The organism is Agathobaculum hominis (assembly GCF_014288055.1).
GTDB lineage: Bacteria > Bacillota > Clostridia > Oscillospirales > Butyricicoccaceae > Agathobaculum > Agathobaculum hominis.
Genome location: NZ_JACOPK010000004.1, coordinates 188,330 through 205,385, shown reverse-complemented (window position 1 = coordinate 205,385; position 17,056 = coordinate 188,330). Strand labels below are relative to the sequence as shown.

The window sequence follows — 17,056 nt, the reverse complement described above, 5'->3', positions numbered from 1 at the left end:
GGCAAAGGATAGAAAGGATTTTTCAAATGAGCGATGAGAAAAAAACGGGCAGACGAAAGCCCGGCGGCTCCGATCCGCTTGAGCAGACGAAAAAGCTCGACAGCGCGGCGGTAAACGCCGCCAACGAGACGGCGGACAATGGGGGAGCTGCCGTGAAGCCGGAAGCCGGGCCGTCAGCGCAGAACGCACCTGCGCCCAGACGCAACCGGTACGCAGACAAGATGAACAAGGGCAAAAAAAAGCTGAACAAAAAGGCGCGTATCGCCATCGCAGCGGGACTTGTCGTGATCGCAGCCGCAGCAGGCGTATTTTTCGTCAGACACGCGCGGCAGACCGATACCGGCGACACCACGATCCAGACGGCCGAGGCGACGCGCGGAACGCTTGAAACCTACGTCGAGGGCAGCGGCACGACCTCAGCCCGCAAGCGTGAGGAGCTCGGCCGCGACATCAAGGGCAAGGTTTCTCAGGTTCTTGTCACCGAGGGCGATGAGGTCGTTACCGGTCAGCTTCTCGTTGCGGTCGATCCGACTGAAACGCGCAAGGAGCTCGATGCCGCGCAGAAAGAGCTTGTCGATGCGCAGCGCACCGTTGCAGAGGCGCAGAACACGGTAACGCAGGCGCAGAATGCGCTCGTTTCCGCGCAGAACAAGCTCAACCATCTCAATGTTACCGCGCCGATCACCGGCCGGTTTGTGGCGGCGGCCGATTCAAACGGCAATGCGACGACCTACCGTGTCGGCGAGCAGATCAGCGAGGGTCAGACGCTCGGCTGCATGGTAAACGACAGACAGATGAAGCTGTCCATCTACTTCAGCGCGGCATACAGCGGTTCGATCAAGGCCGGACAGTACGCATCGGTCTCCATTCCGTCCGCGATGAGCGAGGTCGGCGGCACGGTCAGCAGCGTGGAGTCGAGCAGCCACATATCGAGCGACGGCGTAAAGCTCGTGCGCGTTAATATCACGGTCAACAACCCCGGCACGCTCACCAAGGGAATGGCCGCGACCGCGACCGTAAACGCAGGAGCTGCGGGCGTGATCTATCCGGCGGAGTCCGGTTCGCTCGAATACATCAGCGAAATTGCTGTGACAAGTAAGGTCTCCGGCACGATCACTGCATACAGCGGCACAGGAAACTATTCCGCAGGCGCGGCAATTATGCGCATGACGAGCGACGCGCTCCAGGACGAGGTAAAGAACGCCCAGAGCTCGATCTCCTCTGCGCAGAGCACGGTCGTTTCCGCGCAGACTGCCGTTGCGGACAAGCAGGCCCGCATTTCCGAGCTTCAGCTGCTGATCGCGCAGGCGACCGTCGTCTCTCCGATCGACGGCGTCGTCGTTACAATGAATGCCGTAGAGGATCAGGAGGTCAGCGGCGCCGACCCGCTCGTTGTTGTCGCTGATCTGAGCAATATTATCGTCAATGCTTCCATCATGTCCACCGATATGGGCGCGGTACAGACTGGCCAGCCGGCGACCATGAGCATGTATAATTCGGACGGCTCGCAGCTTGAGCTGACCGGCACGGTCGAGTCGGTTGCGCTCGAGCCGGACAAGAACTCCAGCGGCGGGCAGGGCAGCATGCCGACCTTCTCGGCGGTCATCTCGGTCGAGCCGATCGACGGTCAGTCCATCCACAGCGGCATGACGGTCGACTACAAGATCACGACAGCCTCTTCCGAGGACTGTCTGACCGTTCCGTCCTCGGCTATCGTCAACACAGAGGAGGGAACTGCGGTATTTGCAAAGCCGCTGACCGACGAAAACGGAAATGAAATCCCGTTTGACGAGACCATCCCCATCCCGGAGGGCACCGAGGGCATTCCGGACGGATTCCAGCTTGTGCCTGTCGAAATCGGCATTGCCGACTCGACCAACACCGAAATCCTGTGGGGCATTGACGAAGGAACAACGGTATTTCTTGCGGGACCGACCGATCTCTACGCCGATATGAATGCCATGGGCATGGGATAACAGGAGGCAGTGATATGTGGAGGGAGAATACGTTTTCCATGCGCTCCGAACAAGGGGGTGAGGAGCGCAGCGAGCTGCTGATCGATGTACAGCAGATGAGCAAGATATACAACGAGGGACGCGAAAACGAAGTGCGTGCGCTCGACAATATCTCGCTTTCCGTCCAGTGGGGCGAATTTCTGTGCATTCTCGGTCAGTCCGGCTCGGGCAAAAGCACGCTGATGAACATTCTCGGCTGTCTGGATATTCCGACCTACGGGACCTATTATCTGGACGGGCAGCCGGTGAGCGACATGAAGCCTTCCGTACTCGCAGGCATTCGAAACCGCGAGATCGGCTTCATTTTTCAGGGATTCAATCTAATTCCGGCGCTGACAGCGATCGAGAACGTCGAGCTGCCGCTCATTTACCGCGGCATCGGCAGGGAGGAGCGCAGACAGCTTGCCGCTGACGCGCTCTGCTCGGTGGGGCTCGAAAAGCGCATGGATCACCGCCCGGGTGAGATGTCCGGCGGCCAGCAGCAGCGCGTTGCTATCGCACGCGCCGTGGCGGCAAAGCCGCCCATCATCATGGCGGACGAGCCGACCGGCAATCTGGACTCCGCCTCGGGCCTCGACATTATGCGCAAGCTGACCGCGCTCAATGAGGAAGGCACCTCGATCATCCTCATCACGCACGACAACAAGCTCGCACAGATGGCAAAACGAATCGTCACCATTCAGGACGGCCGCATCGTCAGCGACCGGGCGAGCGAGGGGGTGAGGATGTGAACTGGACTCAGACCGTTCGCATGGCTTTCAAATCCATACTCAACAACAAGATCCGCTCGCTGCTGACCATGCTCGGCATTATCATCGGCGTCGCGTCCGTCATCGCCATCGTCGCGTCCATCCAGGGCACGACCAAGCTGCAAAAGCTCCAGTACGAGGCGATGGGCGCGAACCGCATCGACGTCTACGCCTGGGGCGCGCGTAACAAGGACTGGCAGGAGTTCGAGGAATACCTTGATTCTCTCGATGAGGTCGCCGCATGGTCGCCGCAGTCGCAGTACTGGGACTGGCAGAACGGCGGCGTGCAGTACCGCAGCAAGAAAATGGACTCGAACGGCTCGGACAGCGGCTATCTTCAGATGTATTTCGTCAACGAACACTACGGTGAGGTTACGAGCATGTCGATCTCTGCAGGGCGCGACCTGACAGAGGCGGACTGCAAGAGCCGCGCACGGGTATGTGTGATCGGCGAGACGCTGCGCAAGTATTTCTTCGGCGCGATGAGCCCGATCGGACAGGAGCTCCGCATCGGCGGCAAGAGCTTCGAGATTGTCGGCGTTTATGCAGGCAAATACGGCGGCAAGCTCAACACGAATGATCAGATGCTCATCATGCCGTACACGCTGCAAAGCCTGATGATGAGCTCACAGGGCATGAGCGACCATCAGTACATCATCAAGGCCGAAAATGCCGAGGACATCCAGACGCTCACCGAACAGACGCTCCCGGAGTTCATGCAGCCGCGCTGCGAGGTAAACGGCGGCTATTTCAGCGCCTACTCGAACAGTCAGTCTCAGCAGCAGCAGGAGGCCTCGAGCAACCTGATGGCGCTGCTCGGCGGCGGCATCGCGAGCATCTCGCTTCTGGTCGGCGGCATCGGCATCATGAATATCATGCTCGTGTCCGTTACCGAGCGCACACGAGAAATCGGCATCCGCATGGCGATCGGCGCGCGCAAGCGCGACATCATCGGTCAGTTCCTTGTGGAAGCGGCGGTCGTGAGCTGCTGCGGCGGCATCATCGGCATTGTGCTCGGCTGCTTTGCCTCGGCGGTGCTCGGCAGGTTCATGCTTGCCCGTCAGCTCCAGCAGAATATGTATCTGCCGAACGTAGAACAGTTCACCGTGCTGCCAAGTGTGGGTCTTGTGCTCGGTGCGTTTCTGTTTTCCGCTCTGCTCGGCATCATCTTCGGTCTGTACCCTGCCAACAAGGCATCCAATCTTCAGCCGGTCGATGCGCTGCGCACGCAATAAGAGAAAGGTAAGAATAGATATGAAAAAACGTTTTATCAGCCTGTGTCTGACACTGGCTCTTACGGCGGCACCTGCCGGAGCGGCTTTCAGTGATATTTCGAGCGGCTCACTTCAGCAGACAGCCTCCATTCTCGGCTCGCTCGGCATCATGCAGGGCACAGGAAACAATCGCTTTGAGCCGAACCGTCCGCTGACCCGGGCAGAATTCTGCAAGCTCGCCGTCACCGCCATGGGCATTGACGATGCAAGTCCCTATGCCAGCTACACGATCTTCCCGGATGTGCACGCCTCGCACTGGGCGGCGCGATACGTCAATGCGGCGCTCCGCCACCCGGATTTCAAGGACAACTACATCATCCGCGGCTATGCCGACGGCACATTCGGTCCGGACAGACAGCTGACCTACGGCGAGGTATGCACCATGCTGCTTCGCATGCTCGGCTACAAGGAGAGCGACATCGGCCCGTTCTGGCCGGCGGACTACATCGCGCAGGCGAACGCACTCGGCCTGACGCAGGGCGTGTCCATCAAGGACGCCAAAACACCTGTCACCCGTGCGGACGCCGCGACCATGCTGCTCAATACGCTCGGCACCTCGACGCGCTCGGACGGACAGGAGGGCTCGCCCCTCATCAGCCGTGTTTCATCCTCGACGGTTGAAAACTGCATTCTCCTCGAAACCAGCGAAACCGACAGCTCGCTTGCGGCAGACGAAGCGCTTTTCTATGAAAACGGCACGCTCTCTGCGCGCAAGACCGCAGGCAAACTCGACCGCAGCCTGATCGGCGTATACGGCACGCTCGTTATTGGCAAAAAGGGCGATAACGTCGCCGTCGGCGTCGTACCCGACACCGCGAGCAGACAGGAGACCTACGAGGTCGTAAATGCAGCCGCTGACCGCATCGTGACCAAAACCGGCGCCTTCCGGCCGAACCGCGACACGCCGACTTATATTTCGCGCGACAGCTCTGCCGAGGACAGCAAGCTCAAATCGCTGGCCGAGGTCTGGTCGTCCATTCTGCCGGGTGACACGCTGCACGCTTACTACAACGAATACGGCTCGCTTGCGCTGCTGGCTGTCCTGCCCGGCACGAGTATTTCTCACGCCAACACCTTCGTTTACGGTATTGCCACCTCGGCAAACATCCCGAGCGAATACAAGATCGTCAAGAATGGGGCTGTCATCGACCCGTCCGGCCTGAAAAAGTATGATGTCGTGACGCTCGACGCCGCGAACAGACAGGCGCTGGTCTCGGATACCCGTGTGAGCGGCCGCTATAGTGAGGGCGGCCCAACCGTCAGCTATCCGCAGGAGGTCAAGGTATACGGCAATTCGTTCCGGATTTCCGACAGCGCCGCGGCCTTCTTCAAAGATATGAAGCTCAAGGATTACATCACGCTCCTGTTCGACGCAGACGGAAACGTCGCGGCAGCGTACCCGCGGAGCACGGTCTCGGCTGATATGCAGGGCATCGTGACCGCGATCGACGAGAGCAAGGCAACGGTCACGCTGACGAACGGCATTACGCTTCGAAATATGGACATCGACAAGCTGGATAAGCCGACCGCGCTCATGGGACGTCTGGTCTCGGTCAGCACGAACGGCGACAAGGCCGTCCTCACCAGACGCACGCTCTCGGGCAAAACCTCCGGTGAATGGTCGCTTTCGGACGGAAAGCTCGGTTCGAAACCGGTCTCCTCGCGTGTTAACGTCTATGAAGAGGTTCTGTCCGGCGCACCGCTTTCGCGCATTGCACTCTCCGACATTTCGCTTGCCAAGGTTCCCTCGTCCGACATCCGTTATACTGTTACCGACAGCGCAGGCACGATCACGACCGTCATTCTCGGCGATGTGACCGGCGACAGCTGGCTGTATGGTATGGGATATGGCGAAAAAATCAAAGACGATTCGCATTTCGATGAACCTGGTGATGACGACATTGTCAATAATAAAAAATGGAGCCTTTATTCCGACGAAGAAAAGAAGAAATATCGTGATGAGCACACCTCCTATTCTTATATTGAGTCTGTTGTCCTTCGTCACTGGTCGGACGGCAAGGAAATAAAGGATAAATTTAAGGTTCTGAGCCTTCCGAGCGGTCTCTCCGGTGGCCCGATCGCAGTTCCGAAGGGGTATTCGACCGATGAAAGCATCGTAAACACCTCGCTCGACATCAAAAAGCTCAAGCTCATCGACACGGTTGACCGCACGGCTTTCGACGGCGCTTCCGGCGTCCGCACGAAGGACGGCTACTATGCGCTTGCCGATCAGCTCGGCATTTACGACACGGAAAACCGTGAATTCATCGCTACGCTCCAGAGTGTGAAATCGAACTACACGAAATTCGCACTGTACGCGAACGATACGGCCGAGGACGGCGGCAAAATCCGCATCATCACCGTCTCGAACAAGTAAATCTCTGCGGCTCCTGCCCTTGCGGCGGGAGCCGTACTTGTTTATCCCGGCGGCTTATGGTATACTGATTAATGAAAAAACGCTCTGCTGCGGCAGGAGAGACGGGGGAGAGGCCATGTTCGAGCGACCGCTGCTGTATCTTGTGCCCCCGTATGCCGCGACACTGCTCATCGCGGTGCGTTTCGGGCTCGTCCCGTCACCGTTCCTGTGCCTTCCTGTGCTCACTGTGCTGCTGATCGGCGCAGCATTCGCCGTCAGGCATCGCCGAGCGTTTACCGTCCTCGCCATGCTGTGCGCCGCAGTCTTTGCGCTCGTACAGCTGTCGCTCTGCGACAGGTATCTTGCACAGCCCGTCCGCGAGCTGAACGGCCGCAGCGCAGTCGTTCGAGCGACGGTTTTGCAGGATGCCTCGGTCTATGAGGACAGCCAGCGCGCTGAGCTTCGCGTTGAACCGAACCGTTATCTGCGCCGCAGTTTCCGCACCTTCTGCTATCTTCCGCTGAGTGATACACCACTCTGCGCCGGAGACCGCATCGAAGCACATGTGACATTTTACCGCAGTAATCCCGACCGGGAACGCTCGCTTGCGGCGGACGGCTGCTTTATCGCCGCATTCTCCACCAAGAACAAGAGCGGTGATGTGATCGGCTTCGAACGTCTCGGCTCCGCGTCCGGCAGTCCGCGGTATTTGCCGCAGCGCATCGCGCGCTTCTGCAAAAATGCGGTTTCCGCAGCGCTGCCTGAACGGGAAGCCGGACTGCTGCGCGGTCTGCTGCTGGGCGACCGCACCGGCATGTCTGATGACGATACACTGTCCTTCCGCATGGCTGGACTCAGCCATCTTGTCGCGGTTTCCGGACTGCATGTCGGCTATCTTGCGGCGTTCTGTTTCGTGCTGCTCGGCAGAAAATGGGGTGTTTATCTCTCGCTGCCGCTCATTCTGCTGTTTGTACCGGTTGCAGGCGCGACGCCCTCCGTCATCCGCGCCGCCGTCATGTACGGTATTACAGCGCTCGGTTTTATCCTGCGTCGGGACGTCAATCCCAAGCTGTCTCTCATGGCGGCGCTTGCGCTGCTCCTGCTGCTGAACCCTTACGCCGCCGCAGGCGCCGGTCTCCAGCTTTCGTTCTCCGCGACGCTCGGTCTTATCCTGTTCGCGTCCTCCATGCAGCACAGACTGCTCGCGCCGTTCGCGGAATGTGCGCGTCTGACGCGTCGGCTGCTTGCCTTTCCGGCAGGGGCGCTCTCGTGCACGGTCTGCGCCTCAATCTTCACACTGCCGGTCTCGCTCGCCTGTTTCGGACGCGCGTCTCTGCTTTCTCTGCCTGCAAATCTTCCGGCGGCCGCACTCACGGGTGTGTGCTTCGTCTTTGGTTATCTGCTGTGCGCCGTTTCGGCGTTTTGCCCGGCAGTCCTGCCGGTTTTCGCCGTTCCGCTGCGGCTGATGCTGCGCTTTCTGCTGATTCTTGCTGAACGCATTTCATTGCTCCCGTTCGGCTCGATCGACCTCAGCCGTCCGCTCGGTATTGCGGCGATCGCACTTGCCGGAGGCGCTGTTATCGTCTGGCTGACCGCAGGCTCACGCATTCGGTGGCGCATCGTGCTGCCGCTTGTCTGCTGCACGGTCGGCGGGCTGTTTCTCACAGACGCCGTTCTCCGAACTGGGGAGTACAGCGTAACATACCTGCCCTGCGGTTCGGGACAGGCGGTTATCCTCTCGGATACACGCGGTCATGCGACGCTCATCGACTGTGCAGGTACCTCGCGCAGCGCTGCGGCACTGACGCACGAATGGATGCGTCTGAACGGGGTGCCGCGCATCGACACGCTCATTCTCACAGCGGTCGACATGGGGCACGCCCGCGACCTGCCGCAGCTGATGGAAAACGTCAGGGTCGAGCGCATTCTTATTCCGTCCGGCTGCACCGAGACTGCGAAGAATATAGAGCTTCTGCGGCTATGTGAGCAGTATCAAGCCGAGGAGATTTCCGAACCGCAGTCCATCATCGGTGCGGCGGCGCCCGTTTCCGTTTTCCCCGTTGCCGAGGGGAAGCTCGGCGTCTGTATCGCGGACAAGGTTCTCTTTCTGCACAGCGCAACGAAAAAACAGCTCGCAGCATTCGCTGAAAACGGCGGCGAACTGCCCCGCGCGGATGAGCTGATGCTCGCGCAGAACACAGCAGGCGATGCAGAATTGCTCGTGCCACTGATGAATCACATGCAGACAAGAAAAATACTCGTTACCGCCGAGCGCGAAACCACTTCGCTCCGCTGCGGCAGCGTTCCGTGCGAAAGCACAGATACATCCGGCGGGATTGTCCGCCGGTACAAAAAGGAGTGACGGCATGGCTGTCGAAAAGCAAAATAAAAACGGGCGGCTGAAGCTCAAGCAGGATCTCGCAAAGGGCAGCTTTGAGACGCTGTACATCCTGTACGGCGAGGAGGCCTACCTCAGAGAATACTATCTGCGGCAGCTCAGAAAAAAAGTCGTAGATGAGACATTCGCAGACTTCAATCTCATCGAACTGGACGGCAAGACGCTGACGCTCGAGTCGCTGACCGAGGCAGTAGACAGCTATCCGGCGATGAGCGAACGAAAGCTGGTCATCGTGACTGATTTCAATATTTATGCGCCGCCTGCGTCTTTCGGAGACCAGCTGATCGACCTGCTGTCCGACCTGCCGGACTATGTCTGTCTGGTATTTTATTTCGACATTCTCGAGGCCAAACCGGACAAGCGCACCAAAATGTACAAGCTGCTCGAAAAAAAAGCCTGTACTGCTGAATTTGCGCGTCTGGAGGAAAAAGAACTCATCGAGCGTCTGGAACGCCGTGCGCGTGAGCTGAACTGTATCATCTCGGATGAAGATGCAGCCTATATGATCTTCCTGTGCGGCACATCACTGACCAATCTCATGGGAGAGATCGAAAAGGCGTCAGCGCATTGCACGACAGGCGAGATCAAGCGCTATAACATCGACGCGGTCTGCTCACCAGTATTGGATGCGGTAGTGTTCGACCTGACCGATGCGATCGCGGCAGGAAGGTTTGAAAAAGCAGTTGCCCTCGTCGGGGATCTTTTGCGCCTCAAGAACAATGAGGTCATCATCTTCACGACCATCATGCGCCACATTCAGCGCCTGTATGCTGCGAAGATCTGTGCAGAAACGCGCGGGGGAGACCGGTATCTTTCCGAAATGATCGGCTCAAAATCGCCGTTTTACGCCAAAAAGATACAGAACGCGGCGCGGCGGCTTCCGCTTCCGGTACTGCGCCGGGCGGCTTCGCTCTGTGCGCGCACAGATTCGGAGCTGAAGGGAAGTGCCGTCGACAGGCAGAAGCTGATCGAGCTGACGCTGCTCGACATTGCGGCTGAGGTGAAAGGGGCGAAATCATGATAAAACTGCGTGAAGCAATTCTCGTGGAGGGCCGCTACGATGTCAATACCGTCCGTCAAGTGGTCGACACGGTAGTCCTCGAAACCGGCGGCTTTCGTATCTTCAATAACAAGGATCAGCTTAAGGTCATCCGTCGCATTGCCGAAACGCGCGGCCTGATCGTGCTGACCGACAGCGACGGCGCAGGCTTCGTCATCCGTAATTATCTCAAGGGCGCTCTCCCTCAGGACAGGATCAAGCAGGCATACGTCCCCGATGTTACCGGCAAGGAGCGGCGCAAAAAGCATGGCTCCAAGGAGGGCAAGCTCGGCGTCGAGGGGATGCGTCCGGAGGTTATCCTGGACGCACTCCGCCGCGCCGGCGCAACGTTTGAAGGAGAGGGAGAGCGCGCCCCTGCGGAAAGAACGATTACCAAGGCCGACTTCTTTGAATGGGGTCTGTCCGGCCGTCCGGACAGCGCGGCGCGCCGTGCTGCCGTCCTCAAGGCTCTCGATCTGCCGCAGCACATGACTGCCAACGCACTGCTCGAATTCATCAACGCTGTCGGCACTCGTCAGCAGCTTTGCGAGATCCTGCAAAGTTTCTCTTCCGGGGATTGACAGAAGAGCAGAGACGGCTTATAATAGAGCCATCAATAAAAATGTTCTGTTTCAGGGCGGAGTGAAAGTCTCCACCGGCAGTAAACGGGCGTGAGTCCCGATAGTCTGCGAGCCGCAAGGCATGACGGGTGTGAATCCCGACCGACGGTCATAGTCCGGATGAGAGAAACAGGGGTATTTCGGTACGTCTGTGCGCCCTTTGGAGTTTTCCAAAGGGCTTTTGTTTTTCCCTCGGTCAGCAGACCGAAAACAGAACACGCAAAGAGGAAGCTGTTATGACAAAAGCAAAAAAAATTACCTGCACCGCAGTATTTGCGGCGATCGCGACCATTATGATGTATTTTGAATTTCCGATTCCGTTCATGCCGCCCTTTCTCAAGGTCGATCTTTCGGGCGCTGTCGTTCTGGTCGGAGCATTCATTCTCGGCATCGCTCCGGCGATCACGATGATCGGCATCAAGGATCTGATCCATCTGACACAGACCCAGACCGCCGGTTCGGGCGAAGCCGCAGACTTTCTCATGCTGTCCACACTTGTCATCATCGCTGTTCTGGTCTACCGCGCACACAAAAGCCGCAAAATGGCGGTCATCGGCTGTGCTGTCGGTTCGGTCGCGATGGCGTGCATGGGTATGCTCACCAACTATTTCCTGATCATTCCGTTCTATGTGAACGGCATGGGCTGGAATCTGGACGCTATCTTTGAGCTTTGCTCGGCGGTCAACCCGAGCATTACCGGCATGGGCATGTACCTGCTGCTCGGCGTTCTGCCTTTCAATCTCATCAAGGGCGCCATTCTCACCGTAATCACGATGCTTGCATACAAAAAACTGAGTGTTTTCATTAAAACCAAGCAGATCGAGTTCCATCATTCCCGTCATCAGGCAGGATAAAAAATCAGAGCGCAGTCCGGACAAAACCGGCTGCGCTCGTTCTGCTTCCATGCAGTAATGCAAAAATCATATTTTTATAAAATTATGCTTGACATTTAATGACCATTTTGATAGAATAAATAAGTAAGGTTTGAAGCCTTACGGATTAATCCGGGTGTAGCGCAGCTGGTAGCGTGCTTGACTGGGGGTCAAGAGGCCGCAGGTTCAAGTCCTGTCACTCGGACCAGATAAAGCCGTTCTTTCGAGAGAAAGGGCGGCTTTTTTTGTAACTTCTAATAGCACATTGAAAAGGACAGCTCGCATAAAAACTGCGAGCTGTCCTTTAGTTGTCCCTTATTCGAGTTTAATCAGCATTAGTCTTGCTCTGCTTTGCATGGATGATGCTGCCGACGGCATCAGACGCGGCAGCGTCAGCGGACTGGATTACGTGCGCATAGATATCGGTGGTGGTAGAAGTCTGCGCGTGGCCCAGACGGGCGGACACGGTGCGCACATTGGTGCCGGTGGCAATCATCAGGGACGCATTGGTGTGACGCAAAGAATGGAGCGTGGTGCCTTCCGGCAGGCCAATTTCCCGGGCGAAGGAGGTAAACCAGCCGGTGAGGGTAGAGGGGTTCATCGGTGCGCCGCACCATGTCGTAAACAGGCGATCGTATTCCTGCCACTTATCGCCCAGCTTGAGCCGCTGACGGGACTGCCATGCGTGGTACTGCTGGAGCATGGCAAAGGTCTCCTGCGGCAGCTTGATGGTACGCACGGACTTGCGCGTCTTTGGCGTTTCGGTATACGTACCGCGGTCGGGGAGATACACCGAGTTGCGGCGGATCGTGACGGTGTAGCTGTCCCAGTGAATGTCCTTCCACTCCAGGCCGAGCAGCTCGCCGCGCCGCATGCCGCTGTCGAGCAGGAGATAGATTGCTGTACGATACTTGATCTCCACATGCGCTAATGCTTGAATGAGCTTTTGCAGATCATCCTCTTGCAGATATGTCGGCTCATCTTCTGCGTAAGCAGGCGGATCGGCGCGAGTGCAGGGATTATCGTTGATCAGCCCCTGCTTAACTGCTGTGCTAAGGACGGTTGACAAAAACTTATGGTAGTGGTTGACGGTGTTGCTGGATAAGTCCGCCGTTGTTTGCGCAGGCTCGAAAATATAGTTTACTGTGGTGTTGAGGGCATCGGCAATCTTACGCGCTGTCTCCGCAGAAACGTTCTTGCCGTGGTTGAGGCCGTACAGCGTTTCTACACGCACATGTGCCTTTTCGGCTACGGCCTTGGCTGTGATACCGGCCGCCCTGGTGATCGCCTTGAAGTCGTCGCAGCGGTACAGGCCGCGATTCCGCACGCCTTCCTCCATCAGGTTTCGATAGAAAGCATTCAGATGGTTCGGTGTGATCTTATCCAGTCGCAGATGTCCGAGTCCGGCGACAACACGGCTGCGGAAGTGCCGATAGCCTGCGATGGTAGTACCTTTGAGGCGCATCTCAGCGTAATCGGTCAGCCATTGGTCGATGTAGTCAGCCAGCTTAATGCTGCCCGAGGGAGCCGTTCGGTCGCGGCACTTCTCCTCAAAGAGCACGGCCTGACGGTCCAGTTCTTTTTTCAGCTGTCGTGCACCCATTCCGTCCGGCGGCGTCCAGTTGAGGGTTTTGACGATCTGCTTGCCGGTGATGTCGTATCCGCAAGAGACGCGGATTTGATATGATTTACCGCGTTTTCTGATGGTTGCCATTGAGATGCCTCCTCAAAAAAGAAACATTTGTTCGATTGAACGGTTGAAAATATAGCAGACCCCAGAAAGGGCAGGGGTCTGCTGTGAAATTATGCGCACTTTTTGCAGGGCGTGCGGTTGCCGACCTGATCCATGGTGACTTCGCGGGCATTCTTGCCGGCACAGCTTGCGGATCGGTGCCAACGCTTACCGCTGGGCGTGATGTAAACAGTCTCGCTCTGCTGAGCTGCGGCCTGCTCCTGCGCAGCCTGAGCGGCAGCGGCGGCAGCAGCCTGTTCGGCGGCAGCCTTTTCCGCGGCTTCCTTCTCGGCCTGCTCCTTGGCGGCCTGTTCGGCAGCGGCCTTTTCCGCGGCTTCCTTCTCAGCCTGTTCCTTGGCAGCCTTTTCCGCGGCTTCCTTCTCGGCCTGCTCCTTGGCGGCCTGCTCCTTGGCGGCCTGTTCGGCAGCGGCCTTTTCCGCGGCTTCCTTCTCAGCCTGTTCCTTGGCAGCCTGCTCGGCGGCGGCCTTTTCCGCAGCTTCCTTCTCGGCCTGTTCCTTGGCGGCCTGCTCGGCGGCGGCTTGCTCGGCCTGAACGGTCTGCTCGGCGGTGGCGTCGGCGGCCGGATCGGGCGAAGCCTTGCCGCCGACGGCGAGCAAGACGAAGAGGACGGCTACGACGACCATCCAGCGGCAGCGCGGCGGCTTGTCGCCATTCCACGCGATGCGAGTGCGGCGGTAGTACAGGATAAAGCAGCCGAGGGCGGTGCCGATGAAGCCACCGACGACGGAGGCAAGCGTCAGCGTCAGGCTCATCGCTATCAGCAGGACGGCGAGGACTTTAAGCAGGGTCAGCGTACCCTTCGGCGTCCGGGGCGGGCGCGGCGGCTGCGGGTCGATAGGCGGGAGATCGACGGTCGGCGTATACTCCGGCGCGGTCTGGTCATGCTTATCGGTAGCAGCATGGCCACCGATCTTCTCGGTTTTCTGGTAGCTCAGGCCTGTTCCAGGGATGCCGACGGTCGTAGTCTTGCGGCCGCTGCTGTTCACTGACACACGCGCGCCCTTGACGCCGGCAGAGATGCCGATGGACTTTTTACCGACGTTCACGCGCACGCCCGGCGCGATTTTGAAAGATTTGCGGAATCTGAATCCCATAGCCTAAACCCCTTTAGCAAGGTGTTCAAATTGAACACCTTTATTTTTTTACTCAAATTTATAGTTTTTGCGCTCTGTGTAGTAGGAGAGCGCCCAACGCATGAAATCCTCGGTCACGTCAAAATACTCGGCCAAGTCCCACACTTCGGTTATGCCGCTCTTCACGGCTTGCTTGAGCTTACCCCAAGGGATAAGCCGATACACCGCCCAGGCGTTTGCCTTGTTCTCATGCTGCTCGCGGACGTCTAGCGGCGTGTACTGGTTGTAAAACCCGCCGTAGACACAATGGCCGAGTTCGTGCGACAGCTTGACCGCCTCGTCCGCTTCGGATCGGATCTTGGTCGGGTCCAGAGCGATGGCGCAGGTGCCGCCGATCGGAACCGAGAAAGCCTCAGCCGTTTGCATCGGGAAATAGTCCACGTCAATGTGGTTCCGCCATGCGTATAGATATAAGCTCGTTCTGCGATCCATAAAGTTACCTTTTGTTATATTGCTCACGCTTGAAACGTGCGTATGCCTTGATGTCCTCTAATGTTGCATCGTCTATGTCGGTCGTGCCGAAAAGCGCGAATTTGATGTCGTCATCGTCTATACTTGGGTGACCGGCCGGTTTTCTTATGTCCGTTTTACCAAGAAGATAGTCCGTTGATACATCAAAAAATGCGGCTAAAGAAGCGACAGTATCAGTATCGGGATCACGTACGCCTTTTTCCCAGCTTGAAACAGTGCTTTGAGCGACATGAAAGTATAATGCTAAGTCTTTTTGTGATAATTCTCTTTCGTTGCGCAACTCTTTAATGCGAATCATACGGTTCACCTCGGTACAATCATATCACCAAAAGTAATATAAAGAAATATGAAAACACAGAACGTATAAAAAAATCCATAAAACGCTTGACATAACACTCAGAGTGTTATAAACTAATAACACAGAAAGTGATATGGAGGTGAGGGAGGATGAACCGATTTGAACGATGGATTAACGATTTTCCGAAAAAACATCCGGATTTTCCGTTAGTGATTTCGATTATTGCGTTAATTATTTCAATAATCGTTCCGCTAGTGCGGTCAATTCTGGAAGGAATGACTTAATCAGCGCAACAATAGCGATACCAGTCGTTATCCAATATCGGCGGTCGGCTTTGAACCGAACTGATTGAAGTCGGAGAAACTGTTCACCCAAGTCTGAAACACAGTAACAGTTAGCTTCCATTTCGCCTATATCGTTAATAATCTCAGGAAACTTTTTGAAATCACAAGATGATTCAACAAAATGCAGATCCATCAACTTCAAAAATGTTTTCTTAGATGCAAGCGAACTATCGCGTGCAATGGTATGGTTTTTGTGAAAGTATATGAATTTCAATAACCAAAGTTCGGTACGAGATAAATAAATCTCCGACAAAGATGCCATACGAACACTTCCTTTCCCCTAAATTCTACCACGGGAAAGGAAGGAACACCAGAGGGAGGTGAGAAGAGATGCCCAAGGATTTAGAAGCAATCTTTAACCAAATGAGTCGGTTAGATGCAATGGCGAACGTAGCAGGTGGAAACATCAACGATCAAGCTGCTATTACTAAGCAGATGGTGCAGCTTATGACTGCCTTGCGTAAGACGAGAGGTAGTTTTTCGAGTAATTATGCGAATTTGCGATGTAAACTGTATGTTTGTCAAAAAGTATCTGTTATTGCGTTAATTGTTGCGGCAATAGCTGTTTTTGCGGTTATATTCAAATAATTCCATAAGCCCAGAGTCAGCAGTAACTATGTTGACTCTGGGAGGGAGGTGACACAATGCGAAGAATCAAAGAACTGCGTCTGGCAAAGGGTCTGCGACAGGTGGATATGGCGGCACATTTTGGTGTTGGCCAGACCGCAATAGTCAAGTGGGAGAGCGAAGGATTGTACCCTCCGTCCCGACTGCTGCCGGAAATCGCAATCTATCTCGGCTGCACGCTGGACGATCTGTACAAAGGGGAGAAGGAGGTTGTTTAACTATGGCTGCATTATATACCGAGTCCGCGCCCATTACCAGTGCGCGGAAAAACCAAAATATCTATTCAGCCGCTCGCGAGCTGAAAGGTCTGACGCAGGAAGTCGCAGCCGAACGACTGGACATCAGCGTCGAGAGCCTCGGAGCCTATGAGCAGGATCGCCGCCGGCCGCCGGACAGCACGGTGTTGCGGATGGCGCAGCTGTACGATTTCCCGTATCTGTGCTATCAGCATATCCAATCGGGTGATCTCGCCGGAGTGCTGCCGCAGGTAGGCGTACGGACGCTGGAGCACGCAACCATGCGGCTCATCCGTCTGATCGGCAGGTTCGCCAAAGATGGACGGCTCGATCAGCTGATGGAAATCAACGAGGACGGCGTCATCACGACAGCGGAAAAGCCGCTGCACGACGAGATCATGTCCGAATTACACGAAATCGTAACAGCGGCGTTGGAATTGGATTTTGCATCCGGAGGTGCTAAGAATGGCTAATTTACCAAGAATCCGCAGCGCAAAGGAAGCTGCCAGCGAGCTGCGCAAGCTCGATCCGGGCACGAAGTTCTGCGAGCATCATATCCGCTACCTGATGAGATCGGGCGCGGTGCCGATGATTACAGCAGGCTGCCGTCAGTTTGTCAACCTGGACACGCTGATCGAGTATCTTGCCGAGCATCCGACGCTTGATCTGCAAGGCCAGCAGCAGGAGACAGGTATCCGTAAGGTGCCGGAGCATATCCGGTGGTCAGTATGAGGTGCGGCATGAAAAACAGACAAAGAAAAAGCGCCTGCACGGCGGCAACCGTAGCAAGCGCAAATGCGAAAACATCTTGTATTTGTAATTATAACACCACGGTCAAAAGCCGTCAAGCCCGAGAACAGACTGATCGAAA

The 17,056-nt window shown here is 56.4% G+C and carries 17 protein-coding genes, 1 tRNA gene and 1 riboswitch; of the genes, 13 read left to right on the top strand and 5 right to left on the bottom strand.

Going from position 1 to position 17,056, the window contains the following annotated elements:
- The first annotated feature begins 26 nt into the window (after positions 1 to 26).
- The 9 genes from H8S02_RS06000 (at position 27) to H8S02_RS05960 (ending at position 11,531) form a co-directional block, all read left to right on the top strand.
- The gene (locus H8S02_RS06000) at positions 27 to 1,976 is read left to right on the top strand and encodes an efflux RND transporter periplasmic adaptor subunit (protein ID WP_186969754.1); all 1,950 of its coding nucleotides are present in this window, start codon (positions 27 to 29) and stop codon (positions 1,974 to 1,976) included.
- Between the two features lie 14 nt (positions 1,977 to 1,990).
- Entirely contained in the window at positions 1,991 to 2,746 is a 756-nt protein-coding gene (locus tag H8S02_RS05995; RefSeq protein WP_279287272.1) for an ABC transporter ATP-binding protein, read from the top strand.
- Entirely contained in the window at positions 2,743 to 3,999 is a 1,257-nt protein-coding gene (locus H8S02_RS05990) for an ABC transporter permease (RefSeq protein ID WP_186969753.1), read from the top strand. Before H8S02_RS05995 ends, H8S02_RS05990 begins: the two co-directional genes overlap by 4 nt.
- A gap of 19 nt (positions 4,000 to 4,018) precedes the next feature.
- On the top strand, positions 4,019 to 6,415 hold the full coding sequence (locus H8S02_RS05985; protein WP_186969752.1) for an S-layer homology domain-containing protein: 2,397 nt from the start codon (positions 4,019 to 4,021) through the stop codon (positions 6,413 to 6,415).
- A 115-nt stretch (positions 6,416 to 6,530) separates the two neighbouring features.
- Positions 6,531 to 8,756: a ComEC/Rec2 family competence protein gene (locus tag H8S02_RS05980; protein WP_186969751.1), complete on the top strand. Its 2,226-nt coding sequence runs from the start codon at positions 6,531 to 6,533 to the stop codon at positions 8,754 to 8,756.
- Between the two features lie 4 nt (positions 8,757 to 8,760).
- Positions 8,761 to 9,813, top strand: a complete 1,053-nt coding sequence (gene holA / locus H8S02_RS05975; protein WP_186969750.1) for a DNA polymerase III subunit delta — start codon at positions 8,761 to 8,763, stop codon at positions 9,811 to 9,813.
- The gene (locus H8S02_RS05970) at positions 9,810 to 10,412 is read left to right on the top strand and encodes a toprim domain-containing protein (RefSeq protein WP_186969749.1); all 603 of its coding nucleotides are present in this window, start codon (positions 9,810 to 9,812) and stop codon (positions 10,410 to 10,412) included. Before holA ends, H8S02_RS05970 begins: the two co-directional genes overlap by 4 nt.
- A gap of 43 nt (positions 10,413 to 10,455) precedes the next feature.
- Positions 10,456 to 10,587: riboswitch (FMN riboswitch) on the top strand.
- Positions 10,588 to 10,687: 100 nt separating this feature from the next.
- On the top strand, positions 10,688 to 11,305 hold the full coding sequence (locus H8S02_RS05965; protein ID WP_186969748.1) for an ECF transporter S component: 618 nt from the start codon (positions 10,688 to 10,690) through the stop codon (positions 11,303 to 11,305).
- Between the two features lie 150 nt (positions 11,306 to 11,455).
- A tRNA-Pro gene (locus tag H8S02_RS05960) sits at positions 11,456 to 11,531 on the top strand.
- A 117-nt stretch (positions 11,532 to 11,648) separates the two neighbouring features.
- Here H8S02_RS05960 and H8S02_RS05955 read toward each other — a convergent pair.
- From H8S02_RS05955 to H8S02_RS05935, 5 genes are all read right to left on the bottom strand, one after another.
- Positions 11,649 to 13,037 carry a tyrosine-type recombinase/integrase gene (locus H8S02_RS05955; RefSeq protein ID WP_186969747.1) on the bottom strand — a complete coding sequence of 463 codons (1,389 nt, stop codon included), beginning with the start codon at positions 13,035 to 13,037 and terminating at the stop codon, positions 11,649 to 11,651.
- Between the two features lie 89 nt (positions 13,038 to 13,126).
- On the bottom strand, positions 13,127 to 14,170 hold the full coding sequence (locus H8S02_RS05950; RefSeq protein WP_186969746.1) for a DUF4236 domain-containing protein: 1,044 nt from the start codon (positions 14,168 to 14,170) through the stop codon (positions 13,127 to 13,129).
- A 48-nt stretch (positions 14,171 to 14,218) separates the two neighbouring features.
- Complete coding sequence (locus H8S02_RS05945; protein WP_207722077.1) at positions 14,219 to 14,590, bottom strand: ImmA/IrrE family metallo-endopeptidase; 372 nt, start codon at positions 14,588 to 14,590, stop codon at positions 14,219 to 14,221.
- Positions 14,591 to 14,645: 55 nt separating this feature from the next.
- A complete protein-coding gene (locus tag H8S02_RS05940; protein WP_186969745.1) occupies positions 14,646 to 14,978 on the bottom strand; it encodes a helix-turn-helix domain-containing protein in 333 nt (110 codons plus the stop codon).
- Positions 14,979 to 15,209: 231 nt separating this feature from the next.
- Complete coding sequence (locus tag H8S02_RS05935; RefSeq protein ID WP_186969744.1) at positions 15,210 to 15,584, bottom strand: hypothetical protein; 375 nt, start codon at positions 15,582 to 15,584, stop codon at positions 15,210 to 15,212.
- A gap of 68 nt (positions 15,585 to 15,652) precedes the next feature.
- Between H8S02_RS05935 and H8S02_RS05930 the strand changes: the two genes are divergently transcribed.
- The 4 genes from H8S02_RS05930 to H8S02_RS05915 are packed head-to-tail and all read left to right on the top strand — an operon-like array spanning position 15,653 to position 16,917.
- Complete coding sequence (locus H8S02_RS05930) at positions 15,653 to 15,910, top strand: hypothetical protein (RefSeq protein ID WP_186969743.1); 258 nt, start codon at positions 15,653 to 15,655, stop codon at positions 15,908 to 15,910.
- Between the two features lie 56 nt (positions 15,911 to 15,966).
- Complete coding sequence (locus H8S02_RS05925; protein ID WP_186969742.1) at positions 15,967 to 16,167, top strand: helix-turn-helix domain-containing protein; 201 nt, start codon at positions 15,967 to 15,969, stop codon at positions 16,165 to 16,167.
- Between the two features lie 2 nt (positions 16,168 to 16,169).
- Positions 16,170 to 16,658, top strand: a complete 489-nt coding sequence (locus H8S02_RS05920; protein WP_186969741.1) for a helix-turn-helix domain-containing protein — start codon at positions 16,170 to 16,172, stop codon at positions 16,656 to 16,658.
- Entirely contained in the window at positions 16,651 to 16,917 is a 267-nt protein-coding gene (locus tag H8S02_RS05915; protein WP_186969740.1) for a DNA-binding protein, read from the top strand. The genes H8S02_RS05920 and H8S02_RS05915 overlap by 8 nt, the downstream gene beginning before the upstream one ends.
- Positions 16,918 to 17,056 lie beyond the last annotated feature (139 nt).

Coding starts and splice junctions, on each gene's coding strand:
- H8S02_RS06000 (WP_186969754.1), top strand. CDS start 27: ATGAGCGATGAGAAAAAAACGGGCAGACGAAAGCCCGGCGGCTCCGAT.
- H8S02_RS05995 (WP_279287272.1), top strand. CDS start 1,991: ATGTGGAGGGAGAATACGTTTTCCATGCGCTCCGAACAAGGGGGTGAG.
- H8S02_RS05985 (WP_186969752.1), top strand. CDS start 4,019: ATGAAAAAACGTTTTATCAGCCTGTGTCTGACACTGGCTCTTACGGCG.
- H8S02_RS05980 (WP_186969751.1), top strand. CDS start 6,531: ATGTTCGAGCGACCGCTGCTGTATCTTGTGCCCCCGTATGCCGCGACA.
- holA (WP_186969750.1), top strand. CDS start 8,761: ATGGCTGTCGAAAAGCAAAATAAAAACGGGCGGCTGAAGCTCAAGCAG.
- H8S02_RS05970 (WP_186969749.1), top strand. CDS start 9,810: ATGATAAAACTGCGTGAAGCAATTCTCGTGGAGGGCCGCTACGATGTC.
- H8S02_RS05965 (WP_186969748.1), top strand. CDS start 10,688: ATGACAAAAGCAAAAAAAATTACCTGCACCGCAGTATTTGCGGCGATC.
- H8S02_RS05955 (WP_186969747.1), bottom strand. CDS start 13,037: ATGGCAACCATCAGAAAACGCGGTAAATCATATCAAATCCGCGTCTCT.
- H8S02_RS05950 (WP_186969746.1), bottom strand. CDS start 14,170: ATGGGATTCAGATTCCGCAAATCTTTCAAAATCGCGCCGGGCGTGCGC.
- H8S02_RS05940 (WP_186969745.1), bottom strand. CDS start 14,978: ATGATTCGCATTAAAGAGTTGCGCAACGAAAGAGAATTATCACAAAAA.
- H8S02_RS05935 (WP_186969744.1), bottom strand. CDS start 15,584: ATGGCATCTTTGTCGGAGATTTATTTATCTCGTACCGAACTTTGGTTA.
- H8S02_RS05930 (WP_186969743.1), top strand. CDS start 15,653: ATGCCCAAGGATTTAGAAGCAATCTTTAACCAAATGAGTCGGTTAGAT.
- H8S02_RS05925 (WP_186969742.1), top strand. CDS start 15,967: ATGCGAAGAATCAAAGAACTGCGTCTGGCAAAGGGTCTGCGACAGGTG.
- H8S02_RS05920 (WP_186969741.1), top strand. CDS start 16,170: ATGGCTGCATTATATACCGAGTCCGCGCCCATTACCAGTGCGCGGAAA.
- H8S02_RS05915 (WP_186969740.1), top strand. CDS start 16,651: ATGGCTAATTTACCAAGAATCCGCAGCGCAAAGGAAGCTGCCAGCGAG.